This window comes from Actinoplanes sp. NPDC051537 (assembly GCF_055586105.1).
Genome location: NZ_JBVJIU010000019.1, coordinates 66,084 through 86,123 on the forward strand (window position 1 = coordinate 66,084; position 20,040 = coordinate 86,123).

Consider the following 20,040-nt stretch of genomic DNA (forward strand, 5'->3'; position numbering starts at 1 on the left):
CCGGGCTCCGGGCTCCGGGCTCCGGGCTCCGGGCTCCGGGCTCCGGGCTCCGGGCTCCGGGCTCCGGGCTCCGGGCTCCGGGCTCCGGGCTCCGGGCTCCGGGAGATTCTAGGGCGGGCCGTTTCACGTGAAACAAGTCGCGCCGATTGGAACCTCGGGGGATCGAGCTTGCGTCGGCGACTCGTTCGATGCCGAGAGGTTCCGCGTAGGTGGCGGGCGCCGAGGTCGGGGTATGACGACCCTCGGTCGGGCACGGTCGAAATCTCGACGGCGGGCCCTACCTGCCGCCAATCGGAGCCAGCGCTCGTGGCCTGGAGCCGACTGCCGAACACGGTGCGGGGCCGGCTGGCCGACGGCCCTGCCGGCAAGGACGACACCACCACCCGCCCATGGCGACCAGGTGAGATGCGGCTAGCAACATGCCGAGCACCGCCACCGCGATCTGGACGCCTGATCACGGGAGCTCGGTGAGGCGAGCCGGGCACCCGGGCGAGGCCGCTGGCCACGACGTCGTGTCTGGGGGCGAGCAAAGCGCGTTTCACGTGAAACATGGCCACGAGTCCATGAGATGGCTCCGCCTCGGCGGCCCACCCGTCGCGTAACGCACCAGGACGAACCGGTGCAGGAAGGCCGGGCTCTGAGCGACGCGCTGGGGTCCGGAAGAGAGGAGCCGTTTCACGTGAAACGGCGGCGCACTCGCCGGCGGCCAGAGCGGAGAGAGCCAGCTGCGGCAAGCACGAGGCAGCGAGGCTAGGCAACGGCGCAGGGGCAACAGCTAGGGCAAGCGCTAGGGCAAACAAACGGGCAGCGCCCAGCGTGGCGACCAAGTTCGCCAATGCGCTGCGGCGGGTCGTCGCGGGCACCCAGGGCCGATGGGGTGCCTCCTCACCATCGGGACGCGGACTGCTATTCCTGCGAGCAGATCAGGTCGACCAACGAACCCGTCACCGCCGCCTGTGTCTCCGTTTCACGTGAAACGGAGACGTACGCACCACCGGGGGCGAGCGTGACGGGAGACGCCGATCAGGCGCCAACCACGCCGTCGATTGACTCCCGCAAGAAGTCGGCATGACCGTTGTGGCGGGCGTACTCGTGGATCATGTGCAGCATCACGAAACGAAGCGACACGTCCTCGCCCCACCGCGCCTGGTGGCCGGTCACGTCGAGGGAATCGGCCGCCTCCTCGATCTCACGGGACCGGGCCACCTCGCCCTCCCAGACCGCGAACGCCTCGGCCGCCGTCGACGAGCCGGCGTCGTACGCGGCCTGAAAGTCGCCCGCAGGGGACCAGATCAGCGGGACGTCCTCGCCGGCGATTACGCGCCGGAACCACGTCCGCTCGACCTCGGCCATGTGGCGCACCAAGCCGAGCAATGTCAACGTCGACGGTGGCGACGACCGGGACCGCAACTCCTCATCCGTCAGTCCCGAACACTTCAACGCGAGCGTCGCCCGGTGGAAGTCGAGGAAGACTCGCAACGTCTCCCGTTCGCCGCTAAGGCGGGGAGGATCCGGCCGCTCGACAGTCATACGTCATCCCTTCACAACAGTATTACATTATTGATGATGATCTAAGTCAAGCGTGGAGGCGGCTCCGCTTTGGTTCTGTCAGAGCCATTCTCCTGGGGTTTTGCGGAGGCCGAAAATGGCGGGGGAGCCCCACCAAAAAGCCCCACAAGACCCATCGAAGCTCTCGAAGCGCCGAAAACGGGTCAAGACAACAAGAAAGGCACGTGACGAATCACGTGCCTGACCCCCGCCGCAATTGGCTACTCGTCGCTACTGGCCGACGACAGCCCCTCTTCCTCGACCCCGATCATCCCGACGATCCGCTCGAGGTCGTCGACCGTCGCGAACTCTATCGTGATCTTGCCCTTGTTCCGGCCTATGTCGACCTTGACCCGAGTGTCGAACCGATCGGACAGCCGATCGGCGAGCTCGTTCAGCGCCGGCGCGTGGACCTTGGCCCGACGGGTGGGCGCCGCCTTCTTGGCCGGTCCGTCCGCCAGCGCCAGCGAAACGAGCTCCTCAGTCGCGCGTACCGAGAGACCCTCGGCCACTATGCGAAGCGCAAGCTTCTCCTGGGCCTCGCCGTCGTCGAGACCGAGCAGCGCCCGCGCATGCCCGGCCGACAGCACCCCGGCGGCCACCCGCCGCTGCACGGGCGCCGGCAGGTTCAGCAACCGGATCGTGTTCGAGATCTGCGGCCGGCTGCGGCCTATGCGCCGCGCCAGCTCCTCGTGCGTGGCGCCGAACTCCTCGAGCAGCTGCTGATAGGCGGCCGCCTCTTCGAGGGGATTCAGATTCGCACGGTGGATGTTCTCCAGCAGGGCGTCACGGAGCATCGCATCGTCACGCGTCTCGCGTACGATCGCTGGAATTTTGTCCTTGCCGATGGCCTGCGCCGCACGCCATCGCCGCTCGCCCATGACCAGCTCGTAGTTGCCGTCGCCGAGATCGCGCACGACGATCGGCTGAAGGAAGCCGACCTCGTTGATGGAGGTCTTGAGCTCCTCGAGCGCTTCCTCGTCGAAAACGTGTCGCGGCTGCTTCGGGTTCGGCACGATCGACGTGACCGACAGCTCGGCAAAGCGCGCACCGGGAACTGGCGCGAGCTGATCACCGGGGAAGCTCGCAGCCTCCTCGAACGGCGCGGAGGCCGGCGGCGGAATCGGCGCCGACGCGGGAGCGACCGGGGGAGAAGAAGCGGTTTCGACGGCCGGTGCCGTCGGAATCAACGCGCCCAGGCCGCGGCCCAGGCCGCCCCGTGGACGATTCTTCATGCCGTGCCTCCCGTGTTGACGCCACGCATCGCGATCTCCAGGGCGGCCTCGAAGTAGCTGGTAGCGCCCCTTGAACCCGGATCGTAGGTCATCACGGATTGGCCATAGCTCGGAGCCTCCGACACCCGCACGTTCCGCGGGATGACGGCGTTGAGCACCTTGGTGCCGAAGTGGTTGCGCACGTCCTGCTCGACCGCGTCCGCGAGCCGGGTGCGTCGGTCGTACATGGTCAGCAGGATCGTCGAGACGTCCAGCGTCGGGTTCAGGTGCTGCCGGACCAGGTTGATGTTGTTGATCAGCTGGTTGAGCCCCTCCAGCGCGTAGTACTCGCACTGGATCGGGATCAGCACCTCCTGCGCGGCGCAGAGCGCGTTGACCGTGAGCAGGCCGAGCGACGGCGGGCAGTCGATGAAGACGTAGTCGAACTTCTCCGGGTGCGCGGCGATGGCCCGGGCCAGCCGCGACTCGCGTGCCACCACCGAGACGAGCTCGATCTCCGCACCGGCGAGGTCGATCGTGGCCGGCACGCAGAACAGGTTCGGAATGCCCTCGACCGGCTGCGCGACCTCGGACAGCGGCACGTTGTCGATCAGACAGTCGTACACGTCCGGTACGCCGGCGTGGTGGGGCACGTTGAGACCGGTGGAGGCGTTGCCCTGCGGGTCAAGGTCGACGACGAGCACGCGGTTGCCATGCAGCGCCAGGGCGACCGCCAGGTTCACGGTCGTGGTCGTCTTGCCGACGCCGCCCTTCTGGTTCGCGACGCAGAGCACCCTCGGGTGGTCCGGACGCGGCATGGTGATTTCGCCGCTCGGGTTGAGGATCTGCACAGCTCGCAACGCTTCCATGGCGAGCGGCGGATCGTCTTCATCCTCGCTCGGCGTTTCACGTGAAACATGCTCGTCCGCATCGAACGAGGGGCTCGCGGGCCCGAATGAGGGTCCGGCCGGGGCGACCGGACCACCCGAGGTAGGTGCCGGAGCAGCCGAGGTCGGCGCCGGAGCGGCCGAAGTCGGTGCGGGCGCAGCCGAGGTCGCCGGAGCGGCCGAAGTCGCCGGAGCAGCCGGGGTCACCGGAGCAGCCGGGGTCACCGGAGCAGCCGAAGTCGGCACCGGGGCGGGCGAAGCGGGCGCCGGGACAGCCGAGGTCGGCGCCGGAGCGGCCGAGACCGGGACGGGGGAGGACGCCACCGCGGGCGGGCCGGAGCGCGGCGCGGGCAAGCGCGGCTCCTCCGGGCCCGGCGGCGGCGCCGGCGTTCCATAAACCTGCCCCGACGAGGAAGCGCGAGGCACATAACCGCTGCCTACGCGAGGCGCGGGCACGCCTTGATCCATGGTGTTAGCGCCAATAGGCCCACCGATGCCGGTCCCCCCGCGCCCAATCGGGCCGAGAGGCGACTCGGTTTCACGTGAAACACCGAACTCATGCACCGGTTTATCCCTGTAAGTGAGGAACGGGTCGGTAGGCGACTCGTGCGTTCCGGCGTCAGACCGGTCCACCCTATCGACGCCCGGCCAGCCTACGTTTGTTGGGCGAGCCCCGCCACGGCCGTCCGCCCGATGAGGCGAGTGCAACGTAGACAGATCATCCGCTTCCGGCACCGCGAAGACCATCACGCCGGGCACCAGGCGCAACGCGGCCGCTTCGGCGCACACGCTTGTGGCTGCCGATTCCCCACCAAATACGTCTAAAACCCCCGCAATCTCTCCGCCTGCTTCCTCGGAGCGAGGCGACTCTTTCGCGGAGACATTTTTACCCGTACGCGATGGGCCAGCCCCCTGGCACAGAGCAATCGAGGGCCCAAATCCGCCGGAAAGCCAGGGCCGAGCCAGAATCGCCTCGGTCGACCCCGTCGAGGCCTCGCCCGGCCACACGTATTCGACGAACACCGAGCTCTGGTCCGCCACAATCGGCGCCGCGCCGGCCTCGCGGGGCCCGGGCACGCCCCCAGGTCCCGACTCGGAAGCCACCGCCGTCCCCACATCGGAGGATCGCCCCCGATCGGCACCGCCCTTTCGAGCGACCGCCCCCGAGTCAAGGCCGCCCGACCCGCGCCGCCCTCGACTACCACCCGAGGCCCCCCGCGCCTCGCCGTCAGCGCCGCCCGACCCGCGCAGCCCTTGATCAACGCCAGACGCGCCGCCCGACAGCCCCCGCCCATCGTCAACGCCAGACGACCCGCCCGAGCCCGAGCCCGCCGAGACAGAAGACGGTCCCGGGTCCCCGCTGGACGATTCGCGCGGCCCCGGAACCCCACCCTGTCCTACTTGAGGTTTGACCTGATCGGGACGTCGGGTCTTCACATGCCGCTTCCGCGCGCCCCGCCTGGCCATTTAACCCCTCCGCGTTCTCCGTCCGGAGTCCCGGCCGCCGGCTCTTCCGCCCGCGCCCCGCCCCGATGCCTCCGCCCGGCTGGACGGCTTCGGCCGTGACCGCACGACGTCCCGTTCCTTGACGATCTCCACGACCGTCGCCGGCGGCTCGATCAGTCCCGTCCCGCAGACCCGGAGAACCGGCGTCCCGCCGCCCAGCTCGGCGATCACGGACCGGTGCTCCGCGACCTCCTCGGCGGCCGAACTGCCCTTGAGTGCGAGCAGCCGTCCACCCACCCGAGCCAGCGGCAGGCACCAGCCGGCCAACCGGTCGAGCGGCGCGACCGCCCGCGCCGTGACGACGTCGGCGCCGGCGGGGGGCCCGTCGACGACGTCCTCGGCGCGACCCCGGACGACCGTGACGGTCGCATCGAGGCCGAGTGCGGTCACCGCCTCCGACAGGAACGCGGTTCGTCGTGCCAGCGGCTCGACCAGGCTGATCGTGAGATCCGGCCGCGCCACTGCCAGCACGATACCGGGCAAACCGGCACCAGAACCCACATCAACCACCGAAGCGCCGATAGGGATGATCTCCGTCATAACGGCACAATTCACCAGGTGGCGTTCCCAGATGCGCGGCGCCTCCCGCGGCCCGATCAGTCCCCGCACGACGCCGTCGGTGACAAGCAGTCGGGCATACTCCACCGCCAACTCGAACCGGTCGCCGAAGATCCGCGCGGCCACCTCCGCGATCTCCGCCGGGGGAAGCCCGTCACCCGACTCAGACCCGCCCCGTGGGGAAGCCAGCGAAGCCGGCGGCGAAGAGGGCGGCGAACCTGGCGGAGAAGCTGGCGGCAAAGAGGGCGGCGATCCCGGCGGAGAAGCTGGCGGCGAAGAGGGCGGCGAAGTGGACGGAGAACCTGGCGGAGAAGCTGGCGGCAAAGAAGGTGGCGAACCCGGCGGTGAAGCTGGCGGCGAAGACGCCGGCGCCGGGGAGGAAGAACGGGCAGACCTGTCTGTCTGCGGGGCAGACCGCCCCGGAAACTTGACCGGCCGCCGAGGCGATTTACGACCCGGGAAAGACGACGGCCCGGGCGACGACTCGCCCGGGCCGCTCTCACCCGCGCCGAAGCGGGGTTCCGTCATTGTCAGTCCGCCGCCCGCACCACGATCCGGCGGCTGGGCTCGACGCCCTCGGACTCGCTCTGCACGCCCGGGATCGCGTTGACCACGTCGTGCACGCACTTGCGCTCGAACGCCGACATCGGCTCGAGCCGCACCGGGTCGCCGTGCTCCTTGACCTTCTCGACCGCGTTGCGGGCGACGGCCGCGAGCTCCTTGCGGCGGGACGCGCGGTACCCGCCGATGTCGAGCAGCAGCCGGCTCGGCGAACCGGTGGCGCGGAAGATCGCCAGCCGGGTGAGCTCCTGCAGCGCCTCCAGCGTGGCGCCGCGCTGGCCGACGAGCGGCTGCAGACGGCCGCCGACCACCTCGACCATCGGGCGCCCCGCCGACACGAGCTCGTCGATGTCGCCGTCGTAGTCGAGGATGTCCAGCAGACCCTCGACGTAGTCAGCGGCGATCTCGCTCTGCCGGAACAGGTCACCCTCGGAGGTGACGGTCTCCGACTTCTTGGTCTCCTCGGCCGTCTCCTCCGGCGCGGAGGCCTCGGTCGACGCGGCGGAGACCGAAGAATCGGGAGTGCTGGTGTCGGTCACGGTGTCATCTCCGTACTCAATGGTTCCCGCGGCGGCGCCCGCGGGGAGGTCTCAGGAAGGGGAGCGCTCGGGCGCCTCGCGAGGCCCCCGAGCTGCGATCATCCCTTGGGTTTACTGGCGGGCCGTGCGCCCTTCTTCGGATTCACCGGTTTGGCGCCGGGCCGAGGCGCGAGCGCCTTGGTGTCGACGACCGGCGTCTCGGGCTCGGCCTGGGCCTTGTTGCGGCCGAAGAGGCCACCGCTGCGGCCCGGCTGCACCGGGTTCTTCGGGGCGGCGCCGGTGGCCTTCTTGGCCGGGGCGGCCGACGGCTTGGCCGACGAGCCGGACTTGCCGGCCATCTGCGGCGGCGGGAACTTGCGGAGCACCCACTGCTGCTGGGCCAGGGTGAACAGGTTGTTCGTGACCCAGTAGATGATCACACCGATCGGGAACAGCGAACCGGAGACGAGCAGCGACAGCGGGATGCCGTACAGCATCAGGCGCTGGATCATCTTCTGCTGCGGGTCCTCGGCCCAACCGGTCTTGAGGATCATCTGACGGCTGGTCGCGTACGTCGTGCCCATCATGATCAGGACCAGGATGCCGGCGACGACCTTGACGGTGACGCTGTTGGCGCCCAGCGCGGCGAGCTCCTGGGCCGTCGAGCCGAACTTCGAGGCGAGCGGCGCGTTGAACAGCGTCGCGTGGGTCGCCTCCTTGAACTGCGCGTCGGTCCACCCGTACAACGTGGTCTGGGTGTTCCCGGGGTTGAGCCGGCGCAGCGTGTGGAAGAGACCGAGGAAGACGGGGATCTGCAAGAACATCGGAAGGCAGCCCATGAGCGGGTTGGCCTTCTCCGTCTTGTAGAGCTCCATCATCTCTTTCTGGAGCGTCTCCCGGTCACCCTTGTGCTTCTCCTGCAGGGCCTTGACCTTGGGCTGCAACGCCTGCATGGCCCGCTGGCTCTTGATCTGCTTGACGAAGACCGGGAAGAGGATGACGCGGACCGTCACCACCAGGAACACGATGGCGAGGACCCAGTCCCAGCTGGTGCCGAGGAAGTTGTCCGGGATTCCGATGGAGTTCCACAAGGCGTGCCAGCGCAGGAGGATCCACGAAATGGCGTAGTAGATCCAGTCGAGGCTCAATTCATGCTCCAGTCACATCGGCAGGACGGTGACGGATCGGGTCAGGCACCGGGTCGTACCCGCCAGGGTGGAAGGGGTGGCAGCGTAGGAGCCGCCATACGGTCAGTCCCGTCCCTCGTATCGCGCCGTGCTTCGTCAGCGCCTCCAACGAGTACGCGCTGCACGAGGGATAGAACCGACAGCGGGCCGGCAGCACCGGGCTCACATAACGACGGTACGCGACGACCATCGCGGTCAGCACACGGGCGAGCACGCTCATCGCGGCCGCCGGGGTCGACGGGCCGCCGCCAGGGCCGCCTCGAGGTCGGCGCCGAGGGTCGCGAACGACGCCTCGGCCGCCTGCGGCAACGCCCGCACCACCAGCATCGATCCCTCCGGCAGGTCGCCGAGCAGGGGCCGGACCAGGTGGCGGAGCCGGCGGCGGACCTTGTTGCGGACCACCGCGTTACCCACCGCTTTGGATACGACGAAGCCGGCGCGCGCCGTGGAGGCTCGCACCGGCTCCTCGAGAAGCAGATGAACCACAACCGTGCCCCGGCCCGCTCGCCGGCCACCGCGAATCGTCGCGGCGAACTCGGCGCTACGCCGCATACGCTGCGCCGCGGCCAGCACGACTACCTGGGCATTCCGGCCCGCAAGCGGTCGGCTCAGGCCGACAGCTTGCCGCGGCCCTTGGCGCGGCGACCGGAAAGGATGGCACGGCCGGCCCGGGTGCGCATCCGCAGCCGGAAGCCGTGGGTCTTGGCACGCCGGCGGTTGTTCGGCTGGTAGGTGCGCTTGCTCACGTCAAAACTCCGTCTTCATTACGAGACTCGAGAGGACGAACGTCCAAGGGGGCATCGGGCTGCAAGACGCCACTTTATCAGAACGCGGCGGAGCAACCGCCCGACCCTACGCAGGGCGGCGATGCCGGTCAACTATATCGTGCGTCGGCACGCCGACAGACGAGATCATCACCCGCGACAGCTCGTCTTTCTGCGCGGGTAGTGAATCTTTTCGCGCTCACGGGCGCTTGTCGAGCGGTGGGACAGTTGTAGCTTCGACGACGTCGCTGTTAGCGTGCCCGTTTGCTGGTCATCAGCGCTCTGTGCATACCACGACGTAACGGACCAAAACCGGACAAGCAAGTGAATCGTTCGGCACGGTGAGCCTGTGCAACCGCGCCGTCAGGCTCCGGTAAGTCTGTCGACCGTCCGGCCGGGGAGCGCCGCCCGCGAGTGCACAGGTTGTGGATAACCTGTGGACAACCGGTGGCGTCAAGCGTGTTCAGCACGTTAAATGTGGTGCTGGATTGGGGGAGCCGTCGGACGCCTGGAAAACCAGGCGGCGGCGGGGCAAAGGCGGTTAGCCGGACAAGGTCACCGGGGGTCGGTGGCGATGGGGGTGGCGCGGCGGTGGCCGATCAGGTCGACCTGAGCGATGTGTGGAAGGCGACGCTGGAGGAGCTTGCCGACGAGATCTCGTCTCCTCAGCAGCGCGCCTACCTGCAGCTGACCAAGCTGCGCGCCATCGTCGAGGACACCGCGCTCCTGGCCGTGCCGGACGCCTTCACTCGCGACGTCATCGAGTCGCGCCTGCGCCCGGCGATCACCGAGGCACTGAGCCGCAAGCTGAACCGGCCGATACAGGTCGCCGTCACGGTGAAGCCGCCCGAGGATGGCACCGGTCTGCCCGGCACGGTCTACGGCACGCCGATCGAGCCGGTCGCGGCCGAGCCGGCCGAGCCCCAGCCGCGGCACTACGCCGAGCCCGAGCAACGCCGGCCGGACGTTCCGGCGTACGCGCTCGACGCGTACGGGGAAAGCGCCCAGCGCCCCTCCTACCGCAACGTGCCCGCCGCGCGTGGTGGGCAGGAGGCCCTGTTCGCCGATCCGCCGCCCGCGCCGACGTCCGCGCCCGTCCCGCAGGCGCAGACCCAGGCCCCGATGCAGCAGATGCAGCCCCCGCAGCCCGCACCGATGACCCAGGCGCCGATGCAGCAGCGGCCGATGCAGCATCAGGCGCCGCACGGCCACCTCGCGCCGGCGCCGGCCACCGACCCGGCCACCGACCAGAACGAGGCCGCCCCGCACCGGATGGCGTCGAACCCGGCCCAGCTGCGCGACAACCAGCGCCGACCCGACGACCGCCCGACGCTGATCGAGGACGCGCTGCCCACCCGCGGCGACAACGGCCCCGGCCGCGCGCCGATGGACCTCCGCCCGTCCACCAACCCGCGCGGGACCAACGACGGCAACCGGCTCAACCCGAAGTACATGTTCGAGACGTTCGTCATCGGCTCGTCCAACCGCTTCGCCCACGCGGCCGCCGTCGCCGTCGCCGAGTCGCCCGCCAAGGCGTACAACCCGCTGTTCATCTACGGCAGTTCGGGTCTGGGAAAGACCCACCTGCTGCACGCGATCGGCCACTACGCGACGACCCTCGGCCACGCCCGCTCGGTCCGCTACGTGTCCACCGAAGAGTTCACCAACGACTTCATCAACAGCCTGCGGGACGACAAGACCCAGGCGTTCCAGCGGCGCTACCGCGACGTCGACATCCTGCTGATCGACGACATCCAGTTCCTGGAAAATCGCGAGCGCACCCAGGAGGAGTTCTTCCACACCTTCAACACGCTGCACAACGCCAACAAGCAGATCGTCATCAGCTCCGACCGCTCACCGCGCCAGCTCGCGACGCTCGAGGACCGCATGCGGACCCGCTTCGAGTGGGGCCTGCTCGCCGACATCCAGCCGCCCGACCTCGAGACGCGCATCGCGATCCTCCAGAAGAAGGCCGCCCAGGAGCGGATGTACGCCCCCGACGACGTCCTCGAGTTCATCGCCTCGCGCGTCTCCAACTCGATCCGCGAACTCGAGGGCGCACTCATCCGGGTGACCGCCTTCGCCAGCCTGACCCGCTCCCCGGTCCAGCTTTCGCTGGCCGAAGAGGTCCTCCGCGACTTCATGCCCGACGGCGCCGGCCCCGAGATCACCGCCGACCAGATCATGGTCTCCACCGCGGACTACTTCGGCGTCTCGCTCGAAGACCTGCGCGGACACTCCCGGTCGCGGGTGCTGGTCAACGCCCGCCAGGTGGCCATGTACCTCTGCCGCGAGCTGACCGACCTCTCCCTCCCACGAATCGGCCAGGCCTTCGGCGGCCGCGACCACACCACGGTCATGCACGCCGACCGCAAGATCCGCCAACACATGGCCGAGCGGCGGTCGCTCTACAACCAGATCGCCGAGCTGACCAACCGCATCAAACAGAGCACTTAAATCTCTTTCGCGGGTACGGGATCGGCCGGTCCACAACCGCAGGGGTCGGCCGCCCCGCCGAGCACCGCGAGGCCGTAATCCCCAAGCCTGTGCCGCGGGCGCCGGGCTGAGCTGCCTGCGAACTCCGCCGCCCGTTACGCGGTTTGGATCACTCCCGCTGCTACGCCCGGCACGCACAGCCCGCCGCCTGGGTCCGGCAGCGGCCGCCTACGGTCTGCCGCTCGCCGCCTGCGGTCTGCCGCTCGCCGCCTGCGGTCCGACGTCGCCCTGCGGGTCGCCACTCACCGCCGCACACGCCGCGTGAAGCTCGGTCGTCGCTCGTCCGCTGCTCCGGGCCAGCCCCGCCCTGCCGATCGCCTTTCTGGACCGCCGCGTATCGCTCGTCCGCCGCTCTGCTCACCGTCCCGAGCCGGGCGTGGCGAGCCGGCCGCGGCGAGCCGGGCGTGGCGCAGCCGGCCGCTCGCCGTTTTGAGCCGCCACCCGGGGCCGCCGCCTCCCCCGCCCCTGATTTGGGTGGGCCGGACAGTAGGCCCTGGCTACGACAATTCCGGTCGGTTGTCCACACGAGTCCTCACGGGACGGAGGCGGGACCGAGGCGGGACCAAGGCGGGACCGAGCTTCACCAAGCCTGGACCAAGGCTGGACGGGAGGCGGGGCCGAGGGCGACACCACCGCGGGCCGAGGACTCCACAGCGGGAGCCGACGGCGGCACCACAACGGGGCCGAAGGCGGACCACCGCTGGACCGAGGCGAGACCCCAGCGGGACCGAGAGCGGGACCGCGGCGGGATCCGAACGAGCACCGAAGCCCCCACGCCCGGCCACCAACCACATCCACAGGTCACCGGATCGGCGGACACGCACCCCGAGTTTGTCCACAGCTCGCCGGCTTACCCACAGACTCGATCACTCCAAAGTGTGCCATTTGCCGGTTTTCCATACCTTTATCCCCAGCCTGTGCATAACCGCAGGGGATTCACAGGTTCGGCCGGCCGGCTACCGACCCATCTCCCGCCGTCGTTGTCAACGACAGAACGCAACCGTCTCGTGCCAACGTTATCCACACTAATTCACAGGCGTTCACAGGCCTTCATCCCCAGCCGTGGATAACGCTCGGCCGCGTTGCCCACAGATGTGGACGAGTCCTGGGGAAATCGATGTGGACAGACACGGAGAGTCACTCGGTTGTCCACGTCCTGTGGACGCGTGTGGATTGCCTGTTGAAGACTCTGGGGACGACGAGCCGCAAGCGTCCCGACGCTGTACACAGGGCGGGGGACAAACCCAGTGGAAATCCGGTGGATAGCCGGTGGACAACGGTGGACAACCGAAGTCAGGTCGACGACTGTGGACGCAGACCGGGGTTTGTACCCTGGTTGCCCACATGTGAATCACCGGTGGATAACCCGTTGACCTGCACTAACTCGAGTTCTCCACACTATGCACAGGCCCTATGAAGACGACTAGATATTTTTCTAAGACAACAAAAAGCAATCAACGGCGTTGGGGATGTTGTGGATTGGGCCGGCCGCCGGCTCCCACCGCCTCGCACCGGTAGGCCCGGGCACGCACGGACTTGCTGCCCGCAATAAAGTTCGTGGTGGTCCACGGCCCTGACATGAGGAAGCGACGCGGAGGACAGCATGAAGTTCCGGGTGGAGCGAGACGCACTCGCTGACGCCGTGGCTTGGACGGCCAAGAGCCTGCCCAGCCGGCCGTCGGTGCCGGTGCTCGCCGGCGTCATGCTGCGAGTCACCGATGGCCGGTTGCACGTCTCCGGCTTCGACTACGAGGTTTCCAGCCAGGTGAGCGTCGAGGTGCAGGCCGACGCCGACGGGGCCGCCCTGGTCTCCGGCCGTCTGCTCGCCGAGATCACCAAGGCGTTGCCCAACAAGCCGGTCGACATCGCCGCGGTCGGCGCGCACCTCGAGCTGGTGTGCGGCAGCGCGCGGTTCACGCTGCCGACCATGCCGGTGGAGGACTACCCGACCCTGCCCGAGATGCCGTCCAGCGCCGGCACCGTCGACGCCGCCGCCTTCGCGGCCGCGGTCGCTCAGGTGGCGATCGCCGCCGGCCGCGACGAGACGCTGCCGATGATGACCGGCGTCCGCATCGAGCTGAACGGCTCGTCGATGGCGATGCTCGCCACCGACCGCTACCGCCTCGCCATGCGCGAGATGGAGTGGAACCCGGACGACTCGGAGATCAGCCTCAACGCGCTCGTCCCGGCGAAGACGCTGAACGACACGGCCAAGACGCTCGGCCCGCTGGGCGGCTCGGTGACGCTCGCGCTCTCCCAGGGCAACGCGGGCGAAGGCATGATCGGCTTTGCCGGCGGCACCCGGCGCACCACCAGCCGCCTGCTCGACGGCGCCAATTACCCCCCGGTGCGCTCGCTGTTCCCGGCCAGCCACAACGCTGAGGCCAGGGTCGGCGTCGCCGCCCTCGTCGAGGTGGTTCGCCGGGTCGCGCTGGTGGCCGAGCGCACCACCCCGGTGCTGCTGAGCTTCAGCGAGGACGGTCTGGTCGTCGAGGCCGGTGGGACGGAAGAGGCGCGGGCCAGCGAGGCGATGGAGGCGACTTTCACCGGAGAGCCCCTGACGATCGGCTTCAACCCGCAGTATCTGATCGACGGCCTGCAGAACCTCGGCGCACCCAACGCGATGCTGTCGTTCGTCGACGCGTTCAAGCCGGCTGTGATCTCCCCCGCAGGCGAAAACGGCGAAATCGTGCCCGGTTACCGCTATCTGATCATGCCGATCCGGGTAACGCGCTGATACTGAAGGCGAGAGAACCGCACATCTAGGGGGAACACCATGCAGCTTGGCCTTATCGGTCTCGGGCGGATGGGCGGCAACATGGCCGACCGCATCCGCTCGGCCGGACACGAAGTGGTCGGTTTCGATCACCATCCGGACAAGCGGGACGTCGGCTCGCTCGCCGAACTGGTCGAGAAACTCAGCGCTCCGCGAGTCGTATGGACCATGGTTCCGGCCGGCGAGATCACCGAGAGCACGATCGATCAGCTGTCCGAGCTGCTGTCCGAGGGTGACCTGATCATCGACGGCGGCAACTCCAAGTTCTCCGACGACGGGCCACGTGCCGAGCGGCTCGCCGCCAAGGGCATCGGGTACATGGACTGCGGCGTCTCCGGCGGCATCTGGGGCAGCCAGAACGGCTACGCGCTGATGGTCGGTGGCACCGCCGAGAACGTCGCCAAGGCGATGCCGATCTTCGAGGCGCTCAAGCCCGCCGGGCCGTACGGGTTCGTGCACGCCGGACCGGTCGGCGCCGGTCACTACACCAAGATGGTTCACAACGGCATCGAGTACGGGATGATGCAGGCCTTCGCCGAGGGCTGGGAGCTGCTCGAGGCGTCCGAGTACGTGGACAACGTGCCCGGTGCGTTCAAGAGCTGGCGCGAGGGCAGCGTCGTCAAGTCCTGGCTGCTCGACCTGTTCGACCGTGCGCTCGACGGCGACCCCGAGTTGGCCAAGCTCAAGGGCTACGCCGAGGACACCGGCGAGGGCCGGTGGACCGTCGACGAGGCCGTCCGCCTGGCCGTGCCGCTGCACGTCATCGCTGCCTCGCTGTTCACCCGGTTCGAGTCGCGCCAGCCCGACTCGCCGGCCATGAAGGCCGTCGCCGCACTGCGTCAGCAGTTCGGTGGCCACGCCGTCGTCAGCTGACCAGAAACCGGTTGAACAGGACATGTACGTGCGCCGGGTCGAGCTGGCCGACTTCCGTTCGTACGAGCGGGTGGCGGTCGACCTCGACCCGGGCGTGTCCGTTCTGGTCGGCCAGAACGGCATGGGCAAGACCAACCTGATCGAGGCGCTCGGTTACGTGGCCACACTGGACAGTCATCGGGTGGCCACCGACGCCCCGCTCGTCCGGGCCGGCGCCGCGTCGGCCGTCATCCGGTGCGCGATCGTCCACGATGGACGCGAGTTGCTGGTCGAGCTCGAGATCGTTCCCGGCAAGGCCAACCGGGCCCGGCTCAACCGGTCGCCGGCGCGCCGGCCGCGCGAGGTGCTCGGCGCCCTGCGCATGGTGCTGTTCGCGCCGGAAGATCTGGAGCTGGTCCGCGGCGACCCGGCCGCGCGCCGCCGCTACCTCGACGACCTGCTGGTGGCGCGCCAGCCGCGCTACGCCGGCGTCCGGGCCGACTACGACCGGGTGATCAAGCAACGCAACGCGCTGCTGCGCACGGCGTACCTCACCCGCAAGGTCGGCGGCACCCGCGGGCAGGACCTCTCCACGCTCGAGGTCTGGGATCACCACCTCGCCGACCACGGCGCCGAGTTGCTGGCCGGGCGCCTCGAGCTGGTCGCCGCCCTCGGCCCGCACCTGACGAAGGCCTACGACGCGGTTGCCGCCGGCCGGGCCGCGGCCGCCATCGCGTACGCGTCGAATCTCGGCGAAAACCTCGCGCCGGACCGCCCGGCGCTCGAAGAGTCCCTGCTCGCGGCGTTGCAGGAACGCCGGACGGCGGAGATCGAGCGCGGGGTCACCCTGGTCGGCCCGCACCGCGACGACCTCACGCTCGCGCTCGGCGACCTGCCGGCCAAGGGCTACGCGAGCCACGGCGAGTCCTGGTCGTTCGCGCTGGCGCTGCGCCTGGCCGCCTACGACCTGCTGCGCTCGGACGGCATCGAGCCGGTGCTGGTCCTCGACGACGTCTTCGCCGAGCTCGACGCCGGCCGCCGCGACCGCCTCGCCGCCCTGGTCGCCGAGGCCGGTCAGCTGCTGGTCACCTGCGCCGTCCCGGAGGATGTGCCGGCGGCGCTGCGCGGCGCCCGCTTCGACGTGACGCTGGGATCGGTGACCCGTGCCGGCTGACGACCGCCCGCCCTACGACCCGACCGCCGAGCGGTTCTTTCCCAAGGGCGACTTCCGCGAGGACGGCAAAGGGAGCTTCCGCGAGGACGGCAAGGGGAGCTTCCGCAAGGACCGGCGCGACGAGTGGTACGAGACCGTGGCCGAGCCGAGATCGGACCCGAGTCGATCTGAGCGGCCCGCTGAGCGCCCCGCGACCGCCGAGGGTGGGGAGATCCCTTCCCGGGCCGGTTCCGAGGCTCAGGGGCCCGCTGAGGGGGCCGGGGAGTCCGCCGGAGACGGCGGTGCGGGGTCCGGAGACGGTTCGTCCGGGCCGGAACTGGCGCGGGCCGTGCTCGACGCCGCCCTCGCCAAGCGCAAGGCCGCGGCCGCCAACCCGCGCCGGCGCACCGGGGACGGTGGCAGTGGCAGGCGCCCGCGCGGCTACTCCGGCCCCGGCCCCGACCCGCGCGACCCGCAGCTGTTCGGCGACGTGCTCGGCCGGATCATGAAGGCGCGCGGCTGGGAGAAGCCCAAGGCCGAGGCGACCGTCTTCGGGGCCTGGGAGCGGGTGGTCGGCCCGGACATCGCCAAGCACAGCCGGCCGGTCAAGCTCGACGCCGGGGTGCTGACCGTGGAGGCCGAGTCGACGGCGTGGGCCACGCAGCTGCGGATGCTCGCGGCGACCCTGCTGAGAAGCATCGCGGCCGAGGTCGGCCACAACGTGGTGACCAAGCTGAACATCCACGGGCCGGCCGCGCCGTCGTGGAGCAAAGGCCCGCGACGGGTCCAGGGGCGGGGGCCGCGAGACACGTACGGGTGACGCGGAGAGTAGTCGGACCGCCGCATTGAGGCGGGTTTGCGCGTTTGCTCAGTAGTCGGCGAAAACGGCGAAACCGCGATCGGCGCACCGGCGGTAGAAACCGGCGAGAATCGCCAGTTCGGAGCGGGCGAAGCTCCAATGCGGGGCGTTGCCGGCGTCGTCGCGCAGGGCCGACAGCCGGTTCTCCAGCCAGCGCAGTTGCTGCTCGGCGAGACGGCCCTCGCTGATCGCCGCCCGCATCACCTCGGCCACGGTCTCGAAGGTGACCAGATCGCCGTACTTTTCGTGGCCCTCGACGAAGCGCTCGAGTCCGCCGGCGATCCAGGCGCAGCCGTCCGGGTCGATGACCGGGTCCTCGTCCTCGGCCGCCGCGTCGGTCGCGTAGAGCACGCCGTCGAGGCCCAGCAGCAGGTCGACCAGCTCCGTGTACGCCGTGGCGCGCACCGTGCCGGTCTTGGCGATGTGCAACGCCAGCGCCCCGGTCGGCGCGGCGATCTCGGGCGCGTCGGCGATCGCGCCGAAATCGACGAACTCGGCGGGTGCCACCGGGTCGTAGTACTGGTTCGTCCGGGGCCAGTGCACCGCGACGTTGTCCAGCCCCTTGTCATGCGCCATGGGGGCCATCCCTCCTCGACATGCCTCGCAGAGCTTCGCCGCGGCGGAGCGCCGATGCAACCTCGCGGTGTGACTTCCGGCCACGCACCGGTTCGCGCCGGGCGAAGGTTACGACACCACACCCCGGTGTTGTGAGGCAGTGTCGCAGCGCGTGGCCGCTCGGCCCGGCAGGCGCGCGGTGACGATCGACAGCCGGATCAGTTGCCGTTGCGCTGGGCGGCTCTTCCGTGTAGGGGGAGACGTGGGTGACGGCTCCGATGGCGCTACGGCGATCTGAGGCACCCGGACGGGGTGCCGCACCCTCATGAACTGGCTTCTGCGAGGTAGAATCGACGGAGACCGGGAAAGCATTGCGCAGTGGTGACGGCCGGTCGGCACTCGTCACGCTACGCGGTTTTTCCAGCCGATCACGATCCGCGGGCCTGCCGCGGCGACCGGCGTGCACGGTTCCACCGGTGGTCCGCTCCTCCCCGCGGGTTTCCCCACGTGTGGCTCGTCGTGTCCGCCGGCCGCCCGCCGTGTGTCCGCCAACCCCGTTGCGGGGCCTCTCACCAGGGGCTTTGTGCGAGAAAGTGGCCGAGGGTGGCAGAGAAGAAGCAGGAGTACGGTGCAGAGTCGATCACCGTGCTCGAAGGCCTCGAGGCAGTCCGCAAGCGTCCCGGCATGTACATCGGTTCCACCGGCGAGCGGGGCCTGCACCACCTGGTCTGGGAGGTTGTGGACAACGCCGTCGACGAGGCGATGGCCGGTTACTGCGACACGGTGGACGTGATCCTGCTGGCCGACGGCGGCGTCTCGGTCACCGACAACGGCCGCGGTTTCCCGGTCGACCTGCACCCCAAGCTCAAGAAGCCGGGCGTCGAGGTCGCGCTGACGATCCTGCACGCCGGCGGCAAGTTCGAGGGCACGGCCTACAAGGTCTCCGGCGGCCTGCACGGCGTCGGCGTCTCGGTGGTCAACGCGCTGTCGACCCGGATGCACATCGAGATCCACAAGTCCGGCTTCGTTTGGCGGCAGGACTATGCCGCCTCCAAGCCGGGCGCGCTGGTCAAGGGCGAGGAGACGACGACGACGGGCTCGACGGTGCAGTTCTGGCCGGACCCGACGATCTTCGAGACCACCGAGTTCGACTTCCAGACGATCTACCGCCGCCTCCAGGAGTACGCGTTCCTCAACCGCGCGCTCACGATCAACTTCACCGACGAGCGGTCGGTCGACGACGACGGCAACCACCGCCGGGTCACGTTCATGTACAAGGACGGCATCTCCGATTTCGTCCGCCACCTGAACCAGACCAAGAACCCGATCCACAAGACGGTCATCGACTTCGGCAGCGAGTCGCCGGAGGAGGGCATGGCGGTCGAGGTCGCGATGCAGTGGAACGAGTCGTACGGCGAGTCGGTCTACACGTTCGCCAACTCGATCAATACGCACGAGGGCGGCACCCACGAGGAGGGCTTCCGCGCGGCGCTGACCAGCCTCGTCAACCGCTACGGCACCGAGAAGAAGTTCCTCAAGAGCGACGAGAAGCTCTCCGGCGAGGACATCCGCGAGGGTCTCGCCGCGATCATCTCGGTGAAGCTGCAGAACCCGCAGTTCGAGGGACAGACCAAGACGAAGCTCGGCAACACCGACATGAAGAGCTTCGTCCAGCGGGTCGCCAACGAGCAGCTGGCCGACTGGTTCGACCGCAACCCGGCCGACGCCAAGATGATCATCACGAAGGCGTCCCAGGCCGCCCGCGCCCGCATCGCCGCGCAGCAGGCCCGCAAGCTGGCCCGCCGCAAGTCGCTGCTCGAGTCCGGCTCGATGCCGGGCAAGCTGGCCGACTGCCAGTCCACCGACCCGCGCGTCAGCGAGCTGTTCATCGTCGAGGGCGACTCCGCCGGCGGCTCGGCCAAGCAGGGCCGCGACAGCCAGATCCAGGCGATCCTGCCGATCCGCGGCAAGATCCTGAACGTGGAGAAGGCCCGGATCGACCGGGTGCTGAAGAACAACGAGGTCCAGTCGCTGATCACGGCCCTGGGCACCGGCATCCACGACGACTTCGACATCGCCAAGCTGCGCTATCACAAGATCGTGCTGATGGCCGACGCCGACGTCGACGGCCAGCACATCCAGACGCTGCTGCTCACCCTGCTGTTCCGCTTCATGCGGCCGCTGGTCGAGCAGGGCCACGTCTACCTGGCCGCGCCGCCGCTGTACAAGATCAAGTGGAACAAGCGGGGCGACGACGCGCAGTACGCCTACTCCGACCGGGAGCGGGACGGCCTGATCGCGCTGCGGCAGCAGAAGAAGCCGAACGCCAAGCCCGACGACATCCAGCGGTTCAAGGGCCTCGGCGAGATGAACTTCCACGAGCTGTGGGACACGACGATGGACCCGGCCACGCGGACGCTGCGTCAGGTGACGCTCGATGACGCTGCAACAGCGGATGAGCTCTTCAGCGTCCTTATGGGTGAGGACGTCGAAGCGCGGCGCTCGTTCATCCAGCGCAACGCCAAGGACGTGCGGTTCCTCGACATCTGAGGACCGCTCTATCCACAGCGTCCACGCGATTTCCACAACGTTATCCACAGCAGGAT

At 69.1% G+C, this 20,040-nt stretch carries 17 protein-coding genes; 7 read left to right on the forward strand and 10 right to left on the reverse strand.

All coding sequences use genetic code 11. The features are described from left to right. Nucleotides 1–1,023 precede the first annotated feature (1,023 nt). The 4 genes from ACZ6TB_RS37885 to rsmG all read right to left on the reverse strand — a co-directional run bounded on the left by ACZ6TB_RS37885 (nt 1,024) and on the right by rsmG (nt 5,902). Complete coding sequence (locus tag ACZ6TB_RS37885) at nt 1,024–1,530, reverse strand: DinB family protein (protein WP_465563079.1); 507 nt, start codon at nt 1,528–1,530, stop codon at nt 1,024–1,026. Nucleotides 1,531–1,769: 239 nt separating this feature from the next. Next, a complete protein-coding gene (locus ACZ6TB_RS37890) occupies nt 1,770–2,783 on the reverse strand; it encodes a ParB/RepB/Spo0J family partition protein (RefSeq protein WP_465563082.1) in 1,014 nt (337 codons plus the stop codon). Continuing rightward, a complete protein-coding gene (locus tag ACZ6TB_RS37895) occupies nt 2,780–4,075 on the reverse strand; it encodes a ParA family protein (RefSeq protein ID WP_465563368.1) in 1,296 nt (431 codons plus the stop codon). The genes ACZ6TB_RS37890 and ACZ6TB_RS37895 overlap by 4 nt, the downstream gene beginning before the upstream one ends. Before the next feature lie 1,041 nt (nt 4,076–5,116). Continuing rightward, a complete protein-coding gene (gene rsmG / locus ACZ6TB_RS37900) occupies nt 5,117–5,902 on the reverse strand; it encodes a 16S rRNA (guanine(527)-N(7))-methyltransferase RsmG (RefSeq protein WP_465563371.1) in 786 nt (261 codons plus the stop codon). On the opposite strand from rsmG, the gene ACZ6TB_RS37905 reads away from it, so the two are divergent. Beyond that, entirely contained in the window at nt 5,890–6,144 is a 255-nt protein-coding gene (locus tag ACZ6TB_RS37905) for a hypothetical protein (protein WP_465563403.1), read from the forward strand. The two genes, rsmG and ACZ6TB_RS37905, sit on opposite strands and share 13 nt — an antisense overlap. 99 nt (nt 6,145–6,243) lie before the next feature. Here the strand turns inward: ACZ6TB_RS37905 and ACZ6TB_RS37910 are convergent, their stop codons facing one another. The 5 genes from ACZ6TB_RS37910 to rpmH all read right to left on the reverse strand — a co-directional run bounded on the left by ACZ6TB_RS37910 (nt 6,244) and on the right by rpmH (nt 8,725). Continuing rightward, complete coding sequence (locus tag ACZ6TB_RS37910) at nt 6,244–6,813, reverse strand: Jag family protein (protein ID WP_465563085.1); 570 nt, start codon at nt 6,811–6,813, stop codon at nt 6,244–6,246. Between the two features lie 98 nt (nt 6,814–6,911). Continuing rightward, nucleotides 6,912–7,940, reverse strand: coding sequence for a membrane protein insertase YidC (yidC, locus tag ACZ6TB_RS37915; RefSeq protein WP_465563088.1), 1,029 nt, complete (start codon nt 7,938–7,940; stop codon nt 6,912–6,914). A 1-nt stretch (nt 7,941) separates the two neighbouring features. After that, on the reverse strand, nt 7,942–8,199 hold the full coding sequence (gene yidD / locus ACZ6TB_RS37920; protein WP_465563091.1) for a membrane protein insertion efficiency factor YidD: 258 nt from the start codon (nt 8,197–8,199) through the stop codon (nt 7,942–7,944). Next, a complete protein-coding gene (gene rnpA, locus ACZ6TB_RS37925) occupies nt 8,196–8,552 on the reverse strand; it encodes a ribonuclease P protein component (RefSeq protein ID WP_465563093.1) in 357 nt (118 codons plus the stop codon). The genes yidD and rnpA overlap by 4 nt, the downstream gene beginning before the upstream one ends. Before the next feature lie 35 nt (nt 8,553–8,587). Beyond that, complete coding sequence (gene rpmH / locus ACZ6TB_RS37930; protein WP_465563096.1) at nt 8,588–8,725, reverse strand: 50S ribosomal protein L34; 138 nt, start codon at nt 8,723–8,725, stop codon at nt 8,588–8,590. Nucleotides 8,726–9,334: 609 nt separating this feature from the next. Here rpmH and dnaA point away from each other — a divergent pair. The 5 genes from dnaA to ACZ6TB_RS37955 all read left to right on the forward strand — a co-directional run bounded on the left by dnaA (nt 9,335) and on the right by ACZ6TB_RS37955 (nt 16,840). Then, nucleotides 9,335–11,200: a chromosomal replication initiator protein DnaA gene (dnaA, locus tag ACZ6TB_RS37935; protein ID WP_465563099.1), complete on the forward strand. Its 1,866-nt coding sequence runs from the start codon at nt 9,335–9,337 to the stop codon at nt 11,198–11,200. A gap of 1,642 nt (nt 11,201–12,842) precedes the next feature. Then, nucleotides 12,843–13,976 (forward strand): DNA polymerase III subunit beta, encoded by a 1,134-nt coding sequence (gene dnaN, locus ACZ6TB_RS37940; RefSeq protein ID WP_465563102.1) that lies wholly within the window; start codon nt 12,843–12,845, stop codon nt 13,974–13,976. A gap of 39 nt (nt 13,977–14,015) precedes the next feature. Next, nucleotides 14,016–14,888 (forward strand): phosphogluconate dehydrogenase (NAD(+)-dependent, decarboxylating), encoded by an 873-nt coding sequence (gene gnd / locus ACZ6TB_RS37945; protein WP_465563105.1) that lies wholly within the window; start codon nt 14,016–14,018, stop codon nt 14,886–14,888. A 22-nt stretch (nt 14,889–14,910) separates the two neighbouring features. Then, on the forward strand, nt 14,911–16,041 hold the full coding sequence (gene recF / locus ACZ6TB_RS37950; protein ID WP_465563108.1) for a DNA replication/repair protein RecF: 1,131 nt from the start codon (nt 14,911–14,913) through the stop codon (nt 16,039–16,041). Between the two features lie 211 nt (nt 16,042–16,252). After that, nucleotides 16,253–16,840: a DciA family protein gene (locus ACZ6TB_RS37955; protein WP_465563374.1), complete on the forward strand. Its 588-nt coding sequence runs from the start codon at nt 16,253–16,255 to the stop codon at nt 16,838–16,840. Between the two features lie 48 nt (nt 16,841–16,888). On the opposite strand, the gene ACZ6TB_RS37960 is transcribed toward ACZ6TB_RS37955, so the two are convergent. Next, complete coding sequence (locus tag ACZ6TB_RS37960) at nt 16,889–17,455, reverse strand: hypothetical protein (RefSeq protein WP_465563112.1); 567 nt, start codon at nt 17,453–17,455, stop codon at nt 16,889–16,891. Between the two features lie 582 nt (nt 17,456–18,037). Here ACZ6TB_RS37960 and gyrB point away from each other — a divergent pair. Continuing rightward, nucleotides 18,038–19,984, forward strand: coding sequence for a DNA topoisomerase (ATP-hydrolyzing) subunit B (gene gyrB, locus ACZ6TB_RS37965; RefSeq protein ID WP_465563115.1), 1,947 nt, complete (start codon nt 18,038–18,040; stop codon nt 19,982–19,984). Nucleotides 19,985–20,040: the final 56 nt, after the last annotated feature.

Coding starts and splice junctions, on each gene's coding strand:
- recF (WP_465563108.1), top strand. CDS start 14,911: ATGTACGTGCGCCGGGTCGAGCTGGCCGACTTCCGTTCGTACGAGCGG.
- ACZ6TB_RS37960 (WP_465563112.1), bottom strand. CDS start 17,455: ATGGCGCATGACAAGGGGCTGGACAACGTCGCGGTGCACTGGCCCCGG.
- yidD (WP_465563091.1), bottom strand. CDS start 8,199: ATGAGCGTGCTCGCCCGTGTGCTGACCGCGATGGTCGTCGCGTACCGT.
- dnaN (WP_465563102.1), top strand. CDS start 12,843: ATGAAGTTCCGGGTGGAGCGAGACGCACTCGCTGACGCCGTGGCTTGG.
- ACZ6TB_RS37890 (WP_465563082.1), bottom strand. CDS start 2,783: ATGAAGAATCGTCCACGGGGCGGCCTGGGCCGCGGCCTGGGCGCGTTG.
- gnd (WP_465563105.1), top strand. CDS start 14,016: ATGCAGCTTGGCCTTATCGGTCTCGGGCGGATGGGCGGCAACATGGCC.
- ACZ6TB_RS37885 (WP_465563079.1), bottom strand. CDS start 1,530: ATGACTGTCGAGCGGCCGGATCCTCCCCGCCTTAGCGGCGAACGGGAG.